At 75.4% G+C, this 16,360-nt stretch carries 15 protein-coding genes; all 15 read right to left on the bottom strand.

Annotated features, from left to right (window positions below; genetic code table 11):
* Window positions 1–156: 156 nt before the first annotated feature.
* Window positions 157–1,215, bottom strand: coding sequence for a sigma-54 dependent transcriptional regulator (locus VF092_01040; protein ID HEX6745869.1), 1,059 nt, complete (start codon window positions 1,213–1,215; stop codon window positions 157–159).
* A gap of 40 nt (window positions 1,216–1,255) precedes the next feature.
* On the bottom strand, window positions 1,256–2,164 hold the full coding sequence (locus tag VF092_01035; protein ID HEX6745868.1) for a hypothetical protein: 909 nt from the start codon (window positions 2,162–2,164) through the stop codon (window positions 1,256–1,258).
* Window positions 2,088–2,822 carry a prepilin-type N-terminal cleavage/methylation domain-containing protein gene (locus VF092_01030; GenBank protein ID HEX6745867.1) on the bottom strand — a complete coding sequence of 245 codons (735 nt, stop codon included), beginning with the start codon at window positions 2,820–2,822 and terminating at the stop codon, window positions 2,088–2,090. The genes VF092_01035 and VF092_01030 overlap by 77 nt, the downstream gene beginning before the upstream one ends.
* 135 nt (window positions 2,823–2,957) lie before the next feature.
* Window positions 2,958–3,401 carry a type II secretion system protein gene (locus VF092_01025; GenBank protein ID HEX6745866.1) on the bottom strand — a complete coding sequence of 148 codons (444 nt, stop codon included), beginning with the start codon at window positions 3,399–3,401 and terminating at the stop codon, window positions 2,958–2,960.
* A complete protein-coding gene (locus VF092_01020; GenBank protein HEX6745865.1) occupies window positions 3,367–4,023 on the bottom strand; it encodes a GspH/FimT family pseudopilin in 657 nt (218 codons plus the stop codon). The genes VF092_01025 and VF092_01020 overlap by 35 nt, the downstream gene beginning before the upstream one ends.
* Window positions 4,020–5,756, bottom strand: a complete 1,737-nt coding sequence (locus VF092_01015) for a secretin N-terminal domain-containing protein (GenBank protein HEX6745864.1) — start codon at window positions 5,754–5,756, stop codon at window positions 4,020–4,022. Before VF092_01015 ends, VF092_01020 begins: the two co-directional genes overlap by 4 nt.
* A 173-nt stretch (window positions 5,757–5,929) precedes the next feature.
* Window positions 5,930–6,454 (bottom strand): hypothetical protein, encoded by a 525-nt coding sequence (locus tag VF092_01010; GenBank protein ID HEX6745863.1) that lies wholly within the window; start codon window positions 6,452–6,454, stop codon window positions 5,930–5,932.
* Window positions 6,451–7,110 carry a type II secretion system protein GspM gene (gene gspM / locus VF092_01005; GenBank protein ID HEX6745862.1) on the bottom strand — a complete coding sequence of 220 codons (660 nt, stop codon included), beginning with the start codon at window positions 7,108–7,110 and terminating at the stop codon, window positions 6,451–6,453. The genes VF092_01010 and gspM overlap by 4 nt, the downstream gene beginning before the upstream one ends.
* Window positions 7,107–8,513 carry a PilN domain-containing protein gene (locus VF092_01000; protein ID HEX6745861.1) on the bottom strand — a complete coding sequence of 469 codons (1,407 nt, stop codon included), beginning with the start codon at window positions 8,511–8,513 and terminating at the stop codon, window positions 7,107–7,109. Before VF092_01000 ends, gspM begins: the two co-directional genes overlap by 4 nt.
* Window positions 8,514–8,777: 264 nt before the next feature.
* Window positions 8,778–9,989 carry a type II secretion system F family protein gene (locus tag VF092_00995; protein HEX6745860.1) on the bottom strand — a complete coding sequence of 404 codons (1,212 nt, stop codon included), beginning with the start codon at window positions 9,987–9,989 and terminating at the stop codon, window positions 8,778–8,780.
* A gap of 5 nt (window positions 9,990–9,994) precedes the next feature.
* Window positions 9,995–10,642, bottom strand: coding sequence for a type II secretion system major pseudopilin GspG (gene gspG, locus VF092_00990; protein HEX6745859.1), 648 nt, complete (start codon window positions 10,640–10,642; stop codon window positions 9,995–9,997).
* Window positions 10,639–12,132 (bottom strand): GspE/PulE family protein, encoded by a 1,494-nt coding sequence (locus VF092_00985; GenBank protein ID HEX6745858.1) that lies wholly within the window; start codon window positions 12,130–12,132, stop codon window positions 10,639–10,641. The genes gspG and VF092_00985 overlap by 4 nt, the downstream gene beginning before the upstream one ends.
* Window positions 12,129–14,189 (bottom strand): cytochrome D1 domain-containing protein, encoded by a 2,061-nt coding sequence (locus tag VF092_00980; GenBank protein ID HEX6745857.1) that lies wholly within the window; start codon window positions 14,187–14,189, stop codon window positions 12,129–12,131. Before VF092_00980 ends, VF092_00985 begins: the two co-directional genes overlap by 4 nt.
* Window positions 14,190–14,675: 486 nt before the next feature.
* Window positions 14,676–15,623, bottom strand: a complete 948-nt coding sequence (locus VF092_00975) for a DMT family transporter (protein HEX6745856.1) — start codon at window positions 15,621–15,623, stop codon at window positions 14,676–14,678.
* A gap of 87 nt (window positions 15,624–15,710) precedes the next feature.
* Window positions 15,711–16,169, bottom strand: a complete 459-nt coding sequence (locus VF092_00970) for a nuclear transport factor 2 family protein (GenBank protein HEX6745855.1) — start codon at window positions 16,167–16,169, stop codon at window positions 15,711–15,713.
* Window positions 16,170–16,360 lie beyond the last annotated feature (191 nt).

Below are 16,360 nucleotides of genomic sequence, written 5' to 3'. Positions count from 1 at the left end.
CGCGCGCGCACCGATGCGTCGTCGCGGGCGGATGGCGGGCGCGGCGGGGCCCGGCGCCGTTGGCCACAGTAGTATCGTGGCCTACGGCGCGCGCAGCCCGTTTGGGCGTCTAAGCGCCCAACACGCCCGAATCCCGCGGTTATCTTTCGAGATTGCCTAGACGGCCGAGTCGCCGGGCTTGCGGCCGTCGAGCTGGCGGAGCTTCTGGCGCAGGGTGTTGCGGTGGATGCCCAGCATCCGCGCGGTGTCGCCCAGGTTGCCGCCGGACAGGTCCAGCGCGCGGCGGATGTGGCGGCGCTCCAGCTCGCGCAGCGGAAGGAAGCGGCCGTCGCCGTCGGGCTCGGGCGCGGCGGTGGCCGCCAGCACCTCGGGGGCGAGGTGCTCGGCACGCAGCACCTCGCCGTCGGCCATCAGCACCGCGCGCTCCATCACGTTGCGCAGCTGCCGCACGTTCCCCGGCCAGGTGTACGCGCGCAGCCGCGCCGCCGCGTCGGGCGACACGCCGCGCACCGGGCGCCCGTGCTCGGCGGCGAAGGTCTCCAGGAAGCGCCGCGCCAGCAGGTCCACGTCGTCGCCTCGGTCGCGCAGCGCGGGAAGCTGGACGACGACCACGGCCAGCCGGTAGTACAGGTCTTCGCGGAAGCGGCCGGCGGCCGCCTCCGCCTCGAGGTCGCGGTTCGTCGCCGCCACCACGCGCACGTCCACGCGCACGGGGGTGTCGCCGCCCACGCGCTCGATCTCGTGCTCCTGCAGCACGCGCAGGATCTTGGCCTGCATGGTGGGGCTCATGTCGCCCACCTCGTCCAGGAAGAGCGTGCCGCCGCTGGCCCGCTCGAAGCGCCCCAGCCGCCGCGACGCCGCGCCGGTGAAGGCGCCGCGCTCGTGCCCGAACAGCTCGCTCTCCAGCAGCGTCTCGGGGATGGCCGCGCAGTTCACCGCCACGAACGGCCCGCGCGCGCGCCGGCTGTGCTCGTGGACGATGCGGGCCAGCAGCTCCTTTCCCGTTCCGCTCTCGCCCTGCACCAGCACGGTGGCGGTGCTGTCGGCCACCAGCCGCGCCACCTCGAGCGCCGCCAGCACGCGCGGGCTGCGCCCCAGGAACGCGCCGTCCGCGGCCTCGCGCGGCGCCGCGGCCGGCGCGGAAAGCACGCGCGCGGTCGCCGCGGCGCTGCCGGCGCTCCGGAAGGGGACGATGGGACGGCTGGGCTCCCGCATCTTCTCGATCAAAGGGGAAGGGCGATGGTTCCCGTCTGCTTCAGCGTTCCTCGATCTCCGCCAGCGGCGCCAGGCGGCCGCCGGCCAGCACCGCCACCGCGCGGATCCGCGCCCGCTCGGCCGGCCCCGCGCCCCGCGCCTCCACGCGCACCTCGGCGTGGTGCGGGGCGAAGGCGGCGCGCGCGAGCAGCTCGGCCATGCGGTCCTGCACCCGCTCGCGCGACAGCACCGGGAGCGCGGCGACGACCTCGTACGCGCCGAGGAAGGGCGCCGCGCGCCGCCGCTCCACCACCGCGCGCACCGCGTCGGGACCGAACCCCGGCAGCGTCAGCAGCACCGCCGCCGGCGCGGAGTTCAGGTTCACCCGCCCGTCGCCCGCCACGCTGAGGAGCGGCGCCAGCGCGCGGTACGCCGCGGGGGTCACGCCGGGCACTTCGCGCAGCTCCTCGACCGCGCGGAAGGCGCCCGCGGGGGGACGGAGCGCCGGCGCCAGCGTGTCCTCCGGCGCAGCCATCCACCGCGGGCCGCGGCTCACCCGCCATCCCGTCACCGCGTAGGCGAAGGCGTAGGCCTGGTCGGACGACATCCCCACGGCTGAGGCCAGCGCGCGGAGCTCGGCGGCGGTGGCCAGGTTGAGCTGGAGCCGGGCGCGCGCGTCGGTCACCGTCACCCGCACCGCGACGCCGTCGTAGTCCAGCGTCTCCGCGGCCACCACGAGCGTGTCGGTGGGCGGCGGCGCGGAGGCGGCGGAGAGGCGCGCGCGGAGCGACTCCTCGGCGTGGGCCAGCCCGCCGCGCGCGGCCCAGCGGGCGCGGGCGGCGTCGCGGGCGGCACTGGCGCCGCGCAGGTCGCCGCGCGCGCCGGCGTGCAGGTCAGCGGCCAGGGCCGCAGCCAGCACCAGCGCCCACAGCACCGCAACCAGCGCGAATCCCCGCCGGCCCACGCGCATCGGTTCCTCCAGTCAGGGTCTGCAGCCCGGGCCTGAGCGGCACGCGCAGCGGAAGTTGCAGCAGGCCGGGAAAGCCGCCCATCCGCGGGTCGGCCGCGATCTCCTGCGCGGGCGTCACCCGGAGCTCCACCGCCTCGGGGAGGACGGAGTCCGACGCCCACGCGTCCAGCCACACCTGCCGCTCGCGGATGGTGACGCGATACCGCACGTCCAGCCCACCCGCCGCGCGCGCCACCACGAGCGTCTCCGCCGGCTCGGGGCGGGGGCCGAGCGCGGACACCTCGGCCAGCAGCCCCGACGGCCCCAGGGTGGAGCGGCCGATCCACAGCCGGATGCGGCGCGGCCCCGGCCGCAGCGCGCCGCCGTCCTCCACCGCGAAGGCCAGCTCGTCGCGCGGGACGCCCGCCGCGCGCCGGTCCGCGCCCGCCAACGGGCCGCCGCCGTCGAAGAGCGCCGCGGCGCGCACCCACTCCTGCAGCGTCTGGCGCGCGCCCGCGCCGGGGAGCGCCGCCTCTCTCGCGCGCTCCGCCGCCCGCCGCGACTCCGCCATCGCCCCCACCACGCCGTACGCCGCCGCCGACACCGCCCCCGCGACAACGAGGGCGACGAGCACTTCGACGAGGGTAAAACCGTACTGCGAACGGAGATGGTTCGTCATCGGGTAAGCCAGTAATCCGTACGCAGGATCAAGCCTCTGCGCTGAGTTCCCCCCTCCCCCGCGCAGCGGGGGAGGGCCGGGGGAGGGGGCCTCCGCGCCGGGGCGGGCAGGATGCGTCCTCCCGGCGCCGATGCTTCACGGTGCCGCCGACGGCATCCCCGCCATCGAGTTGAACTCCGGCAGCATGTCGGTGCGATGGAAGGTCGTCTCCAGCGAGTAGCTGCCGCCGGTCCAGTCGACCACCACCGCGGCGCGGACCAGCGCGGGCGACTCCGTCTCGCCGCGCAGGAGCGCGTGCCAGATGAAGCGGCCGTACGGCGCCGGGAACCGTTCCGCGCGCGGGGACAGATACGCGGCCAGCGAGTCCACCGGGAGCAGCGACAGCTCCTCCATCCGCATCTCCGCCAGCGCGACGGCCTCGCGGGCGGGGCCGACCCTCGCTTCGGACCGGAGCGCCTGCCGCGCGGCGCCGAGGAGCGGCACCAGCGCCAGCGCGACGATCAGCAGCGCGACGACCGCCTCGATCAGCGTGAACCCGCCGCGGTCAGCGAGCCGCGCGCGCGGCGCCGCTCCACGCATCGACCACGATCTCAATCCCTCCTCCTTCCCCCGTCACGAGCATCCGGTCGGCGCGGGCGCGGCCGGTGGCGTCGAAGCCGACCCGCGCCGCGCTCCCCATCGCCATCACCCTTCCGTCCGCGGGGAGCGGGAGCACGCCGGAGCCCAGCGTGTCGCGCGCGCCGCCGTCCGCGTCGGCCGTCACCGAGAAGGCGCCGTCGCCCGCGCGCACCTCCACGCGGACCGGGACGCCGCGCGCCGCCGCATCCGCCCGCGCGCGGGCCAGGACGTGCAGCAGGCTGTCGGCGGCCGCGCCGGCGCTGCGCTCGCGGGGCGGCCGCAGCGCGGGGACGGCCACCGCCGCCGCGATGGCCAGCATCGCCATCACCACCATCATCTCCAGCAGCGTGAAGCCGTAGGAACCACTCAGCGTGCGGAAAGGGTTCGGACTGCTGAGCGACCCTGTGCGCGGCCGCGGGCGGCCCCCTCCCCCCGGCCCCCTCCCCCGCTTCGCGGGGGCGGGGGGGAACTCAGCGCCGAATCCAGCTGCCGCGCTGAGGTCTCCCCTCCCCCATCCCTCCCCCCTCGTGGGGGAGGGGCCGGGGGTGGGGGGGAACCCCGGCGGCGCCCACACCGCTCTCATCGCCCGCGCCTCTCGCTCGCCATCACGTCCTCCGCGTCCGACTCCGGCGCCGTCCCCCCGCCCTGCGGCGCGGGCGGCTGCGGCTGCGCAGGCTGCTCCGGCGCAGGCGACGGCGCCACGGGCTGCGGCTGCGCGGGCGGCGGCGCGGCCGGCGCCGGCGCGACGATCGGTCTCGTCCGGCGGCCGGTGGGAGTGCCGACGGGGGCGGCGGTGGTGTCCTGGCTCTCCTTCCAGAACAGCGGGATGCTGTCCGGGAGCGCGCGGTCCAGCCGCTCCGTGCGCTCGCGCACCCGCCGCGTGGCGCCGTCCACGTCCTCGTCGCTGTACAGCACGTGGGGAATCAGGAAGAGGAACAGCTCCGTCGACGTCTTCTGCCGGCTGGTGGAGCGGAAGAGCCCGCCGATCAGGGGGATGTCCTTCAGCAGGGGGACGCCCGAGTTGTTGCTGTCGCGCTGGTGGTCGATCAGCCCGCCGATCACCACCGTGTGGCCGTCCTTCACCAGCAGCCGCGTCTCGGCCTCGCGCGTGGAGATGATCGGCGCGCCGAACTGCGTCTCGTTCGTCGCATTGCTCACCTCCTGCAGCACGGAAAGGGTCACGTAGCCGTCGGGGTTGACCGTGGGGCGGATGGTGAGCTGGGTGCCCACGTCGCGGTACTGGATCACCTGGTCGCGCGCGGCGTTGTCGGTGGGGAACGAGCGGGAGATCTGGATGAACGGCCGCTGGTCGCCCACCAGGATGCGCGCCGCCTCGTTGTTCTGCGCCAGGATGACGGGGCGGGAGAGGATGGTGACGTCGCCGCTGGCGGCCAGCGCGTGGATGATGACGTTCGCCTCGACGTTGCCCAGCTTGAGGATGCGCAGCGCCACGTCGCCCGCCGTCCCGCCCACCAGCTCGCCGCCGATGGAGGTGCCGTTGTCGTTGATCTCGTGCTGGGGAACGCGCACGTCGATCCCCAGCCCGAACTGGCTGTTGCGCCGCACCTCGGCGATCAGCACCTCGATCATCACCTGCAGCGGGCGCGTGTCGAGCTGCTCGATTGCCTGCCGCAGCGTCTCGTAATCGGCCGGCGTGGCGCGGATCAGCAGCGCGTTGGTGCGCGAGTCGGCGAACACCTGCACCTGCCCCTGCAGCCCCGCGTTCAGCCCCGCCTGCGGGCGGGGCACGCGCGGGTCGCCGTTGGCGTCGAGCGACTGGCCGCGCAGCTGCTCGGTCAGCGACTGCGCGCGGTCGGGGTGCGCCGCCACGCCGCCGTCGCCGATGCCGAAGAGCGCGCCGATGCTGCGCGCCATGTCCTCGGCCGGGGCGTGGCGCAGGCGGTACACGAACACGCGCACCGAGCCGTCCTGCGGCCCCGCGTACGCCTGCTGCGCCTGCGGCTGCGCGACCGCCTGCGCCGACCCCGCGCGGGGAACGATGCGCAGCAGTCCGCTTCCCTCGTCCTTCAGCTCCAGGTCGTTGGCCTGCAGCAGCGAGCTCAGGTACACGCGCACCTGGGCGAGGGGAACGGGGGTGCTGGTGCGCAGCGTCACCGCCTTCTGCGGCAGGTCGCCATACACCACGTTCAGCCCCGCCGCGTCCGCCAGCGCGGCGACCACCAGGCGCATGTCGGTGTTCTGGAAGTCCACCTGCACGCCGCCCGGGGTGCGCACCACGCCCGCGGGCTGCTGCTGCGCGTACAGGTGCGGCGCCGCCAGGAGCGCGGTGGCCGCGGCGGCGACCAGGATCCGCATCATCCTGAATCCGGGTGTCCGGCAGGTGCACCGCACGGCGTCCCGATGGACGTCATCCTGAGGCCGGCCAGACCGCAAGCTGCGTCGGCGCCGTAGCCTGCAGGCCGAAGGATCTATCGCTGGCTCAGCACGAGAGCGGGCGAGACGCACCGGATCTCCAGCCGCGTTGGGGTTCACTCCGAGCCTCCGGTGCGCAGGACGAGGGTGGTGTCGCTTCCGGCCAGGGTGGCGCTCCCGGGGGTCACGCGCACCAGCCGGAACTGGTCGATCTGCTGCCCGAGCCTGACGATCTTCCCCTCGCCCGAGGGCCCGGCCAGCGCCGCCAGCCCGCCGCTCTCCAGCACGACGGTGCCGAGGAGGCGGTAGGCGTACACGGGCGGCGGCTGGGTGACGGGAAGCTGCGGCGCGTCGACGGGCGCGGGCGCCGGCTCGCCGGGCATGCGGTAGCGCCCCGGCGGCCGCCTGCGGTCCGCGCGGAAGGGGTCGCGCGCGACGGCGGCGAGGACGACGCCGTCCGACGCGTCGCGCCGGGGGACGCGCACCTCGGGCATCGCCGCGATCTTCTCCGCGCGCGGGGCGGGCGGGAGCGGCTCCACCTGGCGCCACGCGGCGAAGGTCGTCACCGCCAGCGCCGCCGATCCCGCCAGCGCCGCGGCCGCGACGCGCGCCGCGAGCGTCCACCGCGCCAGCGCGCTCATCGCCCCGCCTCCGCGCTGTCCGCCGCGGGGACGGGCTTCCCCGTCGCCAGCGTGTATCCCGTCGCGGTGAAGGAGAAGCGGATCACCTCGCTCCCCCCGCCCGCCGCGACGAAGAAGGGCGTGGGGGCGTACGCCGCGCCGGCGGCCACGGGGCCGTCCTGCGCCTCGATCTTCAGCTCGTCCACGCGCACCAGCTTGGGGCCGGTCTCCAGCAGCTGCAGGAGGTTCATCACCCCCTCCAGGTCGGCCTCTCCCGTCACGGCGACGGGGAGCGCGGTGATGCCGCCGCCGGCGTCGCGCACGGGCGCGGGGTCCACGCGGGTGACGTTGGCGCCGCCCATCTGCGCCAGGCGGCGGACGTAGCCCGCGACCGCCGCCCCCGCCGCCGCGTCGTCGTCGCCCCCCGTCAGCCGCGGCGCGACGGCGAGCAGCTTTTTCGCCCCGTCTGCGAAGGCGGCGGGATAGCCCCTGGCCTCGGCCAGCAGCTCCAGCTCGCGCCGCAGCAGCCGCCGCTCGTCTCCCAGCTTCGACTCGGCCGACCGCAGGGCATGGAGATACGGGGAGACGGCGAACGCCCAGATCAGCCCGGGAACGAGGATGGCCGCGCCGACCGTGATCGCCTTGCGGTCGCGCGGGGTGATGGAGATGCGGCTCATCTCTGCCTCCCCTGCGGCGCGCGGAAGGCGGCCACGTCGAAGCGCTCGCCGGCGTCGCCCTGCTCCCAGCGGACGGGCGCGGCCAGGGAGACGCGCTCGAAGCGGCGGCTGGCCTCCAGCGCGGGGACGACGGCGGATGCGGAGCGCGCCACCCCCGCCAGCCGCATCCCCGCCGAGTCCGCGGTCAGCGTGCGGAGATGCGCCGAGTCGGGGAGCGCGCGGGCCAGCGCGGCGATCTCGCCCGTCCACGCGGGCGACGCGGCCTCGAGCGCGGCCAGCGTCGTCAGCCGTCCGCGGACGCGCTCCACGGCCGCGCGCGCCTCCAGCGCGTCGCCCACCGGCTCGCGGATCTCCCGCCGCCGCGCCTCCACCGCCGCCACCTCGCGCCGCACGCCGTCCAGGTGCATCGCCCCGGCGGACGCGAGCAGCACGGCGGACGCGGCGGAGAAGGCGATCGCCCGCCGCTTCGCGGATCTGGTTCGGGAGACGAGGATGGATTCGGGAAGGAGCGCGGGCGCCGAGCCGCCCGCGCGCGCGGCGCCGAGCGCGATCACCGCCTCGGCGGGAAGCCGCTTCAGCGCGTGGGAAGATGCGACGCGCCCGGCGAAGCGCTCGTCGTCCATCAGCGCCTCGCGCACCTCCGCCGCGCCGTCCTCGGCCCCGCAGACGGCGACGACGGTGCACGCCGCCAGCTCCTCGTCCCCATGCAGCGCGGCGAGGACGCGGTCGGAAAGCGTGGGGGATTCGGGAGATGTGGACGCGGCGAGGGGCTGGATGCGCGCGGGCTGCCCCGCCGCCAGCATCAGCAGCTCGGGCCCGGCCGCGGTGCAGGCGACGACGGCGGTGCGCCCGAAGCGCGCGGAGGGAACGAGCGCGCGGACGCCCGCCGCCAGCGCCGCCGCGGCGGGCACCATCGTCCCCACGCGGAACCCCGCCGCCGCGCACGCCGCGGCGATGGTCTCCGCGAGCGCGGCCGGCGCGCACGCCGCCAGCGCCGGTGCGAGCGTGCCCGCGTGGGGGAGGGGGAGGCGCACGGCGTCGGCCACCAGCGCCTCGTCGCGCACCGCGAAGTGGCGGCGCGCCCCGCGGCGGACCAGTGCGGCCAGCTCGCCGCGGCGCACGGGCGGCAGCGGCAGGACGCGCGCGTGCGCCAGCCGCCGCAGCAGCGCGACGTCGACGGTGCCGCGCGCCACGCCGAGCTCGCGCGACAGGTCGCGCAGCGCCTCTTCCAGCGCCGGCCAGCCGTCCACCTCGGGGGGCGCCAGCGGGCACGACAGCACCTCGGCCGGCCGCGGCGCCAGCAGCCCGCGCAGCCGCACCGCCACCAGGTGGTCGGGCGCCAGCGCCAGCGCCAGGCGCGCGGGGCGAATGTGGAACCCGCGTGTGGGTCGGGGTCCGCTCATCATTACATCACTCCGTTACTGCGTACCTGCATTGCTGCATTGGTGCGAATTACCGACATCTTCGCGACCGCGGCTGGCCCCCTCCCCCCGCCCCCCTCCCCCGCTTCGCAGGGGCGGGGGAGAACTTCGTCTACGTGCAAACGACTGTCGTTATGGCCTGCACCGGCGGACGCGGTCCCACACGAATGCCCGCCTCGAGAGTCCGCGAAGGCGGACTTCGGGCCGTTGTTGCCGCGGTGCCGCGGTTTCAACCGCCCGTCCGCCTCACAGCCCCTCCGGCCGGATGCCGTAGATCGCTTGCAGGAGCGAAAGCGCGACGAGTCCGACGAGCACGCCGAAGAACACGATCATCACCGGCTCGACCAGGCGGAGGAGCCGGTCCAGCCCGCGCTCCAGCTCGCCCTCCATCGCGGCGGCGGCGCGCTCCAGCATCTCCGGCAATCGCCCGGCGTCTTCCCCGACTTCGACCATCTGCACGAAGAGGAAGGGGAAGGCGGGGCTCCGCCGCAGCGCCGCCGCCAGCCGGTCGCCGGCGCGCACGTCCTCGCGGGCGCGCAGCACCTCGCCGGCGACGGCGGCGTCGCCGTGGCTGGCGGCGGCCACCTCCAGCGCGCCCAGGATCGGCAGCCCGCTCTCCAGCAGCGCCGCCAGCGTCCGTGCCAGCCGCGCCGCCGCCGCACGCCGCCGCAGTCCCCCGACGATCGGGATCGAGAGCAGCACCCGGTCGACCCCCGCGCGCCCCTCGTCCGACGAGCGCACCCCCGCCACGACCGCCGCGACCACCAGCGGCGCGAGGAGGAGCGCCCACCACCACGCGGCGGCGAACTTCCCCGCGTCCAGCAGCAGCTGCGTGGAGCGGGGGATGGCGGAGCCGGTGTCGGCCAGCAGGGCCACGAAGCGCGGCAGCACCCACGCGAACAGCACCCCCAGCGCGCCCGCCCCCGCCGCGGCGACGACGGCGGGATAGACCATCGCCGAGGCCAGTCTCGAGCGCAGCGCCAGGTCGCGCTCCATCTGTCCCGCCAGCCGGTCCAGCGCCGGCGCCAGCGTCCCGCCGCGCTCGCCGGCGCGCACCATCCCCACCGCGAAGCGCGGGAAGACGGACGGGTGCGCGGCCATCGCCTCGTCCAGCCGCGCGCCGCCGCGCACCCGGTCGCGCACCTCCAGCACCGCCGCCGCCACGTCGCGCCGGGCGACCACGCGGCTGACGGCGGCCAGCGCGCGGTCCAGCGGAAAGCCCGCCTCCAGCAGCGTCGCGAGATACCGGACCGCCTCCGCCACGTCCGCGCGCCGGCCGCGGAACGCCGCGCGCGGCCGTTCCTCCGCGCGCGCCGCCGCCGTCGCGGGCGACACCTCCAGCGCGAACAGCCCGCGCTCGCCCAGGCGCCGCTCCACGGCGGCGGCGGTGTCGCCGTCCTCCACGCCGCGGACGGTGCGGCCCGCGGACGTCGCGGCGCGCCAGGCGAAGGCGGGCATGGCGGCTACTTCCACCCCAGCACGTCGGCGTCCTCGCCGTCGCCGCCCTCGCGGCCGTCGCGGCCCAGCGTCAGCAGGTCGTAGCCCTCGGGGTTCGCCGCGCCCGGGCTGCGGTAGAGGTAGGGGCGCCCCCACGGGTCCAGCGGCACGTCGCGGCGGAGATACGGCCCCCGCCAGTTGCGCGGCGCCGGGCCGGCGGCGGGGCGGGCGCGCAACGCGGCCAGCCCCTGCTCGGTGGTGGGATACTCGTCGTTGTCCAGCCGGTACGCGTCCACCGCCGAGCCCAGCATCTCCAGCTGCGTCTTCGCGGTCGCCTCCTTCGCGCCGCCCACGTGGCGGAAGACGTTGGGTGCGACGAGGGTGGCGAGAACGGTGATCACCACGATCACCACCAGCACCTCGATCAGGGTGAAGCCCATCAGCGGCCGGCGCTGCCGGAGCGCGGCGGGCCAGTGGCGGCCGTGCGGCGCCTGCGGCCCGGGTTCGGGGTCGGGGGATGGCTCCGCGTCGAGCTGCGCCCTGCGCCCGGGTTCGGGGGACGGCTCCGCGTCGAGGTGCGCCCTGCGCTCGGCGGCGATGGCGTGGGCGGGGCGCGGCGGCGCGGACAGGATGCGCTCCACGATCTCGGACAGCTCCAGCCGGTCCATCTTCATGCAACCCTCAGCACTTCCTGGGGTGTGGTGACGCCGGCGGCCACCTGCCGCCAGCCGTCCGCGCGCAGCGGCCGCATCCCCCCCGCGAGGGCGACGCGCCGCAGCCCGTCCGTCCCCGGCGCGCGGAGGAGCTCCGCGCGCAGGCCGTCGTCCACCGTCAGCAACTCGTGGATCCCCGTCCTTCCTCGATATCCCGTCCCCCGGCACGCCCCGCAGCCACGCCCCCGGAGCACCCGGTCCGCGGCGAACCCCGCCGCCGCCATCTCCCGCGCCACCGCGGAATCCGGTGCCACCGCCTCCGCGCAGGCGGGGCAGACACGGCGGACCAGGCGCTGGGCGAGCACCGCCTGCACCGTCGACGCGACCAGGTAGTCGGGAACGCCCAGGTCCACGAGCCGGGTCAGCGCGCCGGGCGCGTCGTTGGTGTGCAGGGTGGAGAGGACGAGGTGGCCGGTGAGCGCGGCCTGGATGCAGATCTCCGCCGTCTCCGGGTCGCGCATCTCGCCGACGAGGAGGACGTCGGGGTCCTGCCGCAGGATCGAGCGCAGCGCCCGCGCGAAGGTGAGCCCCAGCCGCGCGTGGACGGGGACCTGGGCCACGCCGGGGAGCTCGTACTCCACCGGGTCCTCGACCGAGACGATCTTCTCGCCGCCGGTGCGGATGCGCTCCAGCAGCGCGTACAGCGTGGTCGTCTTCCCGCTCCCCGTCGGCCCCGTCGACAGCAGCACGCCGTGCGGCCGCGCCGCGAAGCCCAGGAGCGCGGCCAGCGTGTCGTCCGCCATCCCCAGTCCGGCCAGGTCGAAGCGCTGCCCCTCCACGTCCAGCAGGCGCAGGACGACGGACTCGCCGTGCAGCGTCGGCAGCGTGGAGACGCGCACGTCCAGCTCGCGCTCGGCCGTGCGCAGCCGCACGCGGCCGTCCTGCGGCATCCGTCGCTCGGCGATGTCGAGCTCGGCCATGATCTTCAGCCGGCTGACCACGGCGGCGCGGAGATGGGGAGGCGGCGACGGCGCGTCCTGCAGCACGCCGTCTACGCGGTAGCGCACCCGCATCGCCCGCGCTTCGGCCTCGAGGTGGACGTCGCTGGCGCCCGCCTCGACCGCCTCGGCGAGGAGGAGATTGACGAGACGGACGACGGGCGCCTGGTTGGCGATCTCCTCCAGGTCGTGCGCGACGAGATCGGCATCTCCCGTCGATACCACCCCGTCGACGCCCAGCCCGGCGGCGAAGGACGCGGCGGTGGGCTGGCCGCAGGCGCGGCGGATCTCGTCCAGCAGCTCGGCCTCGGCCACCGGCTCCAGCTCCACGGGAAGGCCGAACAGCACCTCCAGCTCGGCGACGGCCTGGGGATCGGGGCGGCCGGAGAAGGCCACGCGCAGCCGTCCCCCGGCCCGCTCGCGGGGGAGGAGGCGGGCGTCCTCGAGGAAGTCCTGCGCGGGAAGCTCGTCCGCGCGCACCGGGCCGCTGGCCGCGGCGAGCGGGGCGATCACCGGGCCTCGGCTTGGAAGTACAGCGGCCGCCGCCCGCGCGACGTCACCCCCAGCGAGGGGATGTCGACCGCCGCGGCGTACAGCCCCGGCGCGGGGACCTCCACCGCCGCCTCGTATACGCCGCCGCCCGCCGCGCGCGCGTCCACCCGGCGCTGCCATCCGCCGGGCGCGGCCAGCGTCACCCGCACGTCGCCCACGCCGTCCACCGGCGCGCCGCCGGGGCCGACCAGCTTCAGCCGCACCGTCGCGGGGCCCACGGGGAGCTTCCGCGCCGGGTCTGCCGCCTCCACGGTCAGCGTCTCCCCCGCCGGGCGGTTCGGGTCGGCGGCGATGCGGAAGCCGTAGCAGCCGACGACGTGCGGGTCGGCGCTGCGCAGCACCAGGTCGTAGTCGCCCGCGTCCTCCAGCCGCACGGTGGCCGCGTACACGCCGGGCTCGGTCTCGCGCAGCCGGCGGCTGACGGCGCGCACCGCGCGGGGAACGTACTCGTACGTCGTCAGCCCGCCGTGGGGGACGGGCATCCCCTCCATGTAGTGGTAGCTGTAGACCATCCGCTCCGCGGGATTGGCGACGTACACCGCGTCGTGCATCCCCGGCTGGGCCACGAGCACGTCGCCGATCGAGTCGCCCACCGCGCCCGGCGCCCGGTCGCCCGCGGGGAAGGCGTCGTGCGCGCCCGTGGCCCCCGCGGTGGGGTTGGCGAGGGGGATCATCGCCACCTGCGGCGTTCCCGCGGCGCGCACGTACGCGAAAGAGGAGGTGAAGGTGACCTGGTCCACCTGCGCGGCCCCGCTCAGCGAGCGCAGGCTGCGCCGGGTCACCGCGTCGTACAGCTCCAGCGTCCCCGCGCGGGGATTGACGATGAAGGCCAGCCGCCCGCCCGGCCGCGGCCCCGCGTCGGCATCGCCGTGCGCGGCGTGCGCGTCCGCCGCCTCCGGCGCGAAGCGGATGGAGGCGATCCCCGGCGCGAACTGGATGCGGCCGACCATCGCGCCGCGCGCGGGATCGATCACGGCGACCGTCCCGTCGCCCTGGTTGGCGACGAAGGCCTGGCGCAGCGTGGGCGACCAGGCCACGTCCACCGGCGCGTCGCCCGTGCGCACCACCACCGCCACCCGCGCGCTCGCCGCGTCCGCGATGGTCACCGTCCCCGCGCCGCGTGCCGTTACGAACGCCAGCGCGCCGTCGTCGGAGAAGGCGATCGCGTGCGGCCCCGCGCCGGCGGCCAAGCGCGAGACGACCTCCAGCCGCTCCGCGTCGATCACCGCCACGCCCGGCTCGGCGCCCTCGGTCGACACCCACACGCGGCGCCCGCCGGGCTGCATCGCCACGCGCATCGGACGCGTGCCGGCGGGGATGCGCGCGCGCACCTTCCAGTCGTGCGTGTCGATCACCGCCACCACCCCGCTGTCGGGGATGGAGACGAAGAGGAGGCGGTCGTCCGGCGTCGACGCCCAGTCGGCGCCCGGCGCGGGGAGGGGGACGGCGGCCAGCAGGCGCGTGCGCCCGAACCCCTTCAGCGGGTCGATCACGGCGACCACCGGCTGCCGCGCGAGCACGGCCAGCACGTGCCCGTTCAGGTCCTCCACCGGCGTGGCCAGGGAGATCTGTCCGTGCTTCACCATCATCGCGCTCTCGTTCAGCGCGCCGATGCGCTGCTCGCACTCGCGCTGCGTCGTGGCGCCCGCCGACCGCCGCACGTCGATCCACGCGGAGGGCAGGAGGCGCGAGACCGGCTGCCCCGTGGCGGGGTCGGTGACGCGCACGCGCAGCTCCGTCTCGCCGCCCTGCACCGCCGCGCCGCCGCCCTCGCCGCGGGCGACGACCTCGGCGCGGAGCACGCGCACCGCCGTGGCGTCGGCGCGCGTGGACGCGGGCCGCGCCGCGGCGTGCGCGGCGTGGCCGGTTGCGGGGGAATGTGCGGACGGAGCGCCGGCCCGGGGCGCGGAGGTGTCCGCATGGGCGGCGTGGCCGGCGTGCGGGTCCTGCGCGGCGAGGGGACGCGCGGACAGCACGGCGGCGGAGATGACGACGGCGACGTTCCTGAACGGGCGCAAGCTGCACCTCCCGATCGCGCGGCGGCGCAAAATGCGCCGTGCGCGGATCCGTGGTGGGGTTGGACGACGCGGGTGGACGGTGTCCACACCCTGCGTCTCAGCAAACATGCGTTTGTCCGTAAGTTCGACTGAAGCCGCCCGTCCGCGTATCAGAACACAGTTTCGGGTTGCGCCGGATCGGACACGTTTCGGAGCGGCAGACCGAAGCTAAGGAAGGTTTGCCGAACACGCCACCCCCAGCACTTTGTCTACAGATCCACTTGTAAACGATTGCGGAAGGAACGTTTGTATGTGGAGGGGATTCGATCACGCAGAAGGAACGTTATGACCTCTATTTACGCTGTCGCACAATTGGTGACAATCACAGCTCAATTTCCGATCAAGGCTGGTCCTCTTTTTTGTAGCAGATGATTCATTCCTGCAGTGTACGTTCGATCGTCCATTTTATGGAGACTTCGACGCGTGGCGTCAATCCTCACGCCGCGCTCAGGGCTCCACCATCTCCTGCTCCGCGGGCGAGGGGAGCTCGCCGCGGCGCAGGCGCTCGCGGCGGCCCTCCAGCACCGTCAGCGTGACCCCGGCGAAGATCAGCAGCGCGGCCGGGATCAGCCGCGGCGACACGCGCTCGTGCAGCACGGGCACGGCCACCGCCGCGGTGAGCACCGGCTGCAGGTAGACGAAGACGGAGACGACGCTCGACTCCACCCGCTTGAGCGCGAACACGTTCAGCCAGTACGCGCCCACCGTGGGCAGCGCCACGATGAAGGCGACGGCCGCCCACGTCTCCGCGCGCATCCCCGCCACCTCGCGCGCCAGCGGCGCGATCCCCCACGGCAGCATCCCCAGCGCGCCGAAGGTGAACACCCAGGTGATGACGGTGAGCGCGTCGTACTTCCGCAGCAGCCCGCGCGAGATCACCAGGTAGACGCTGTACGCGGCCACGTTCGCCAGCGCGAGCAGGTTCCCCAGCATCCCGCCCGTCGCCGCGCCGGCGCCGACGAGCCAGAGCGCGCCCGCGCCGGCCACCGCGATCCCCGCCCACTTCAGGCGCGTGGCGGTCTCCTTCCGCGCCAGGATGGCGATCAGCAGGGTGATGGCGGGCCCGGCGGTCACCATCGTCTGCGCCGCCGTGGCGGTGGTGAGCGAGAGCGCGGTGATGTAGAGGATCTGGTTCAGCATCACCCCGAACACCGCGTACGCCGCCAGCATCCAGTAGTCGCGCCGGTCGCGGATGCGCTCGCGGACGAGCAGGGCGTGCAGGACGCGGAAGAGGAGCGCGGCGCCGGTGACGCGGAGGAGGGCCAGCGCGGGGCTGGACAGCTCGCGCAGCACCACCTTAACCACGATCGGCAGCACGCCGAAGAAGATCTGCACGAGCAGCAGCGCGATGTAGACGCGCGCCGCCTCGCCACGGGTCCGGATGCGAATCGTCAACCTTCCGTCGTCGATGGAGGGAGCGGGCCGGGATGATCGGGCGGCGGCGACACCCGCGCAACCCGGCGGCGCCATCCACCGGCGGGCTCACGACCCCTCGTCCGGCTCCATGCGCATGGCCGCCAGCAGCCACTCGCCGCCGCGACGGACGAAGTGGGCCGTGGCCCACGCGCGCTGCGTGCCGAGCGAGCGGCCGGCCTGCTCGACGGCCAGCACGCTGCGGTAGCGCATGGTCGCGCTGTCGCCGCTCGCGCTCACCGTGGTCGACGGCTCCAGTATCTCCTCGCGCACGACGAGGTCGGGCGGATTGTTGGCCGCGCGTCCGGCCACCTGCTCGGCGTCGAACACCCTGCCGCCCGACTCGGTGGAGGTGAAGCCGTCCGCCAGCATCCGCCGCACGGCCGCCGCGTCGTGCCGGGCGAAGGCGTCGTTGATCTGCCGCAGCGTGGAGAGGAGCCGCGGCTGGACGTCGGTCGCGGGGTCCTGCGCCGCGGCGGCGGAGCCCAGGGTGGCGAGCAGGACGAGGGAAAGGAAGATCGCGCGCACTTCGGGCCTCCTTCGGACGGGGGGATGATGAGCCACACACGCGATTCTACGTCCGTCGCGCCCGCGCGGATTGCCGTGCGGGAGAAGTCTCCCTTTTGGGGATCACGCAGAGTCAGCAGGGTCAGCAGAGAACTGATCCAGAATCGAGGATTCAGTGTGCATTCTGACATCCTTGAAGAGTGACTCACACG

Origin of the sequence: Longimicrobium sp. (assembly GCA_036377595.1) — a bacterium.
In the GTDB taxonomy this organism is placed as follows: domain Bacteria; phylum Gemmatimonadota; class Gemmatimonadetes; order Longimicrobiales; family Longimicrobiaceae; genus Longimicrobium.
The sequence above is the reverse complement of the archived record's forward strand: the minus strand, read 5'-3'. Positions and strand labels throughout refer to the sequence as shown.

Excerpts from the sequence above, each read along its gene's own strand:
- VF092_01040 (HEX6745869.1), bottom strand. The coding sequence starts at position 1,215 with ATGCGGGAGCCCAGCCGTCCCATCGTCCCCTTCCGGAGCGCCGGCAGC.
- VF092_01035 (HEX6745868.1), bottom strand. The coding sequence starts at position 2,164 with ATGCGCGTGGGCCGGCGGGGATTCGCGCTGGTTGCGGTGCTGTGGGCG.
- VF092_01030 (HEX6745867.1), bottom strand. The coding sequence starts at position 2,822 with ATGACGAACCATCTCCGTTCGCAGTACGGTTTTACCCTCGTCGAAGTG.
- VF092_01025 (HEX6745866.1), bottom strand. The coding sequence starts at position 3,401 with ATGCGTGGAGCGGCGCCGCGCGCGCGGCTCGCTGACCGCGGCGGGTTC.
- VF092_01020 (HEX6745865.1), bottom strand. The coding sequence starts at position 4,023 with ATGAGAGCGGTGTGGGCGCCGCCGGGGTTCCCCCCCACCCCCGGCCCC.
- VF092_01015 (HEX6745864.1), bottom strand. The coding sequence starts at position 5,756 with ATGCGGATCCTGGTCGCCGCCGCGGCCACCGCGCTCCTGGCGGCGCCG.
- VF092_01010 (HEX6745863.1), bottom strand. The coding sequence starts at position 6,454 with ATGAGCGCGCTGGCGCGGTGGACGCTCGCGGCGCGCGTCGCGGCCGCG.
- gspM (HEX6745862.1), bottom strand. The coding sequence starts at position 7,110 with ATGAGCCGCATCTCCATCACCCCGCGCGACCGCAAGGCGATCACGGTC.
- VF092_01000 (HEX6745861.1), bottom strand. The coding sequence starts at position 8,513 with ATGAGCGGACCCCGACCCACACGCGGGTTCCACATTCGCCCCGCGCGC.
- VF092_00995 (HEX6745860.1), bottom strand. The coding sequence starts at position 9,989 with ATGCCCGCCTTCGCCTGGCGCGCCGCGACGTCCGCGGGCCGCACCGTC.
- gspG (HEX6745859.1), bottom strand. The coding sequence starts at position 10,642 with ATGAAGATGGACCGGCTGGAGCTGTCCGAGATCGTGGAGCGCATCCTG.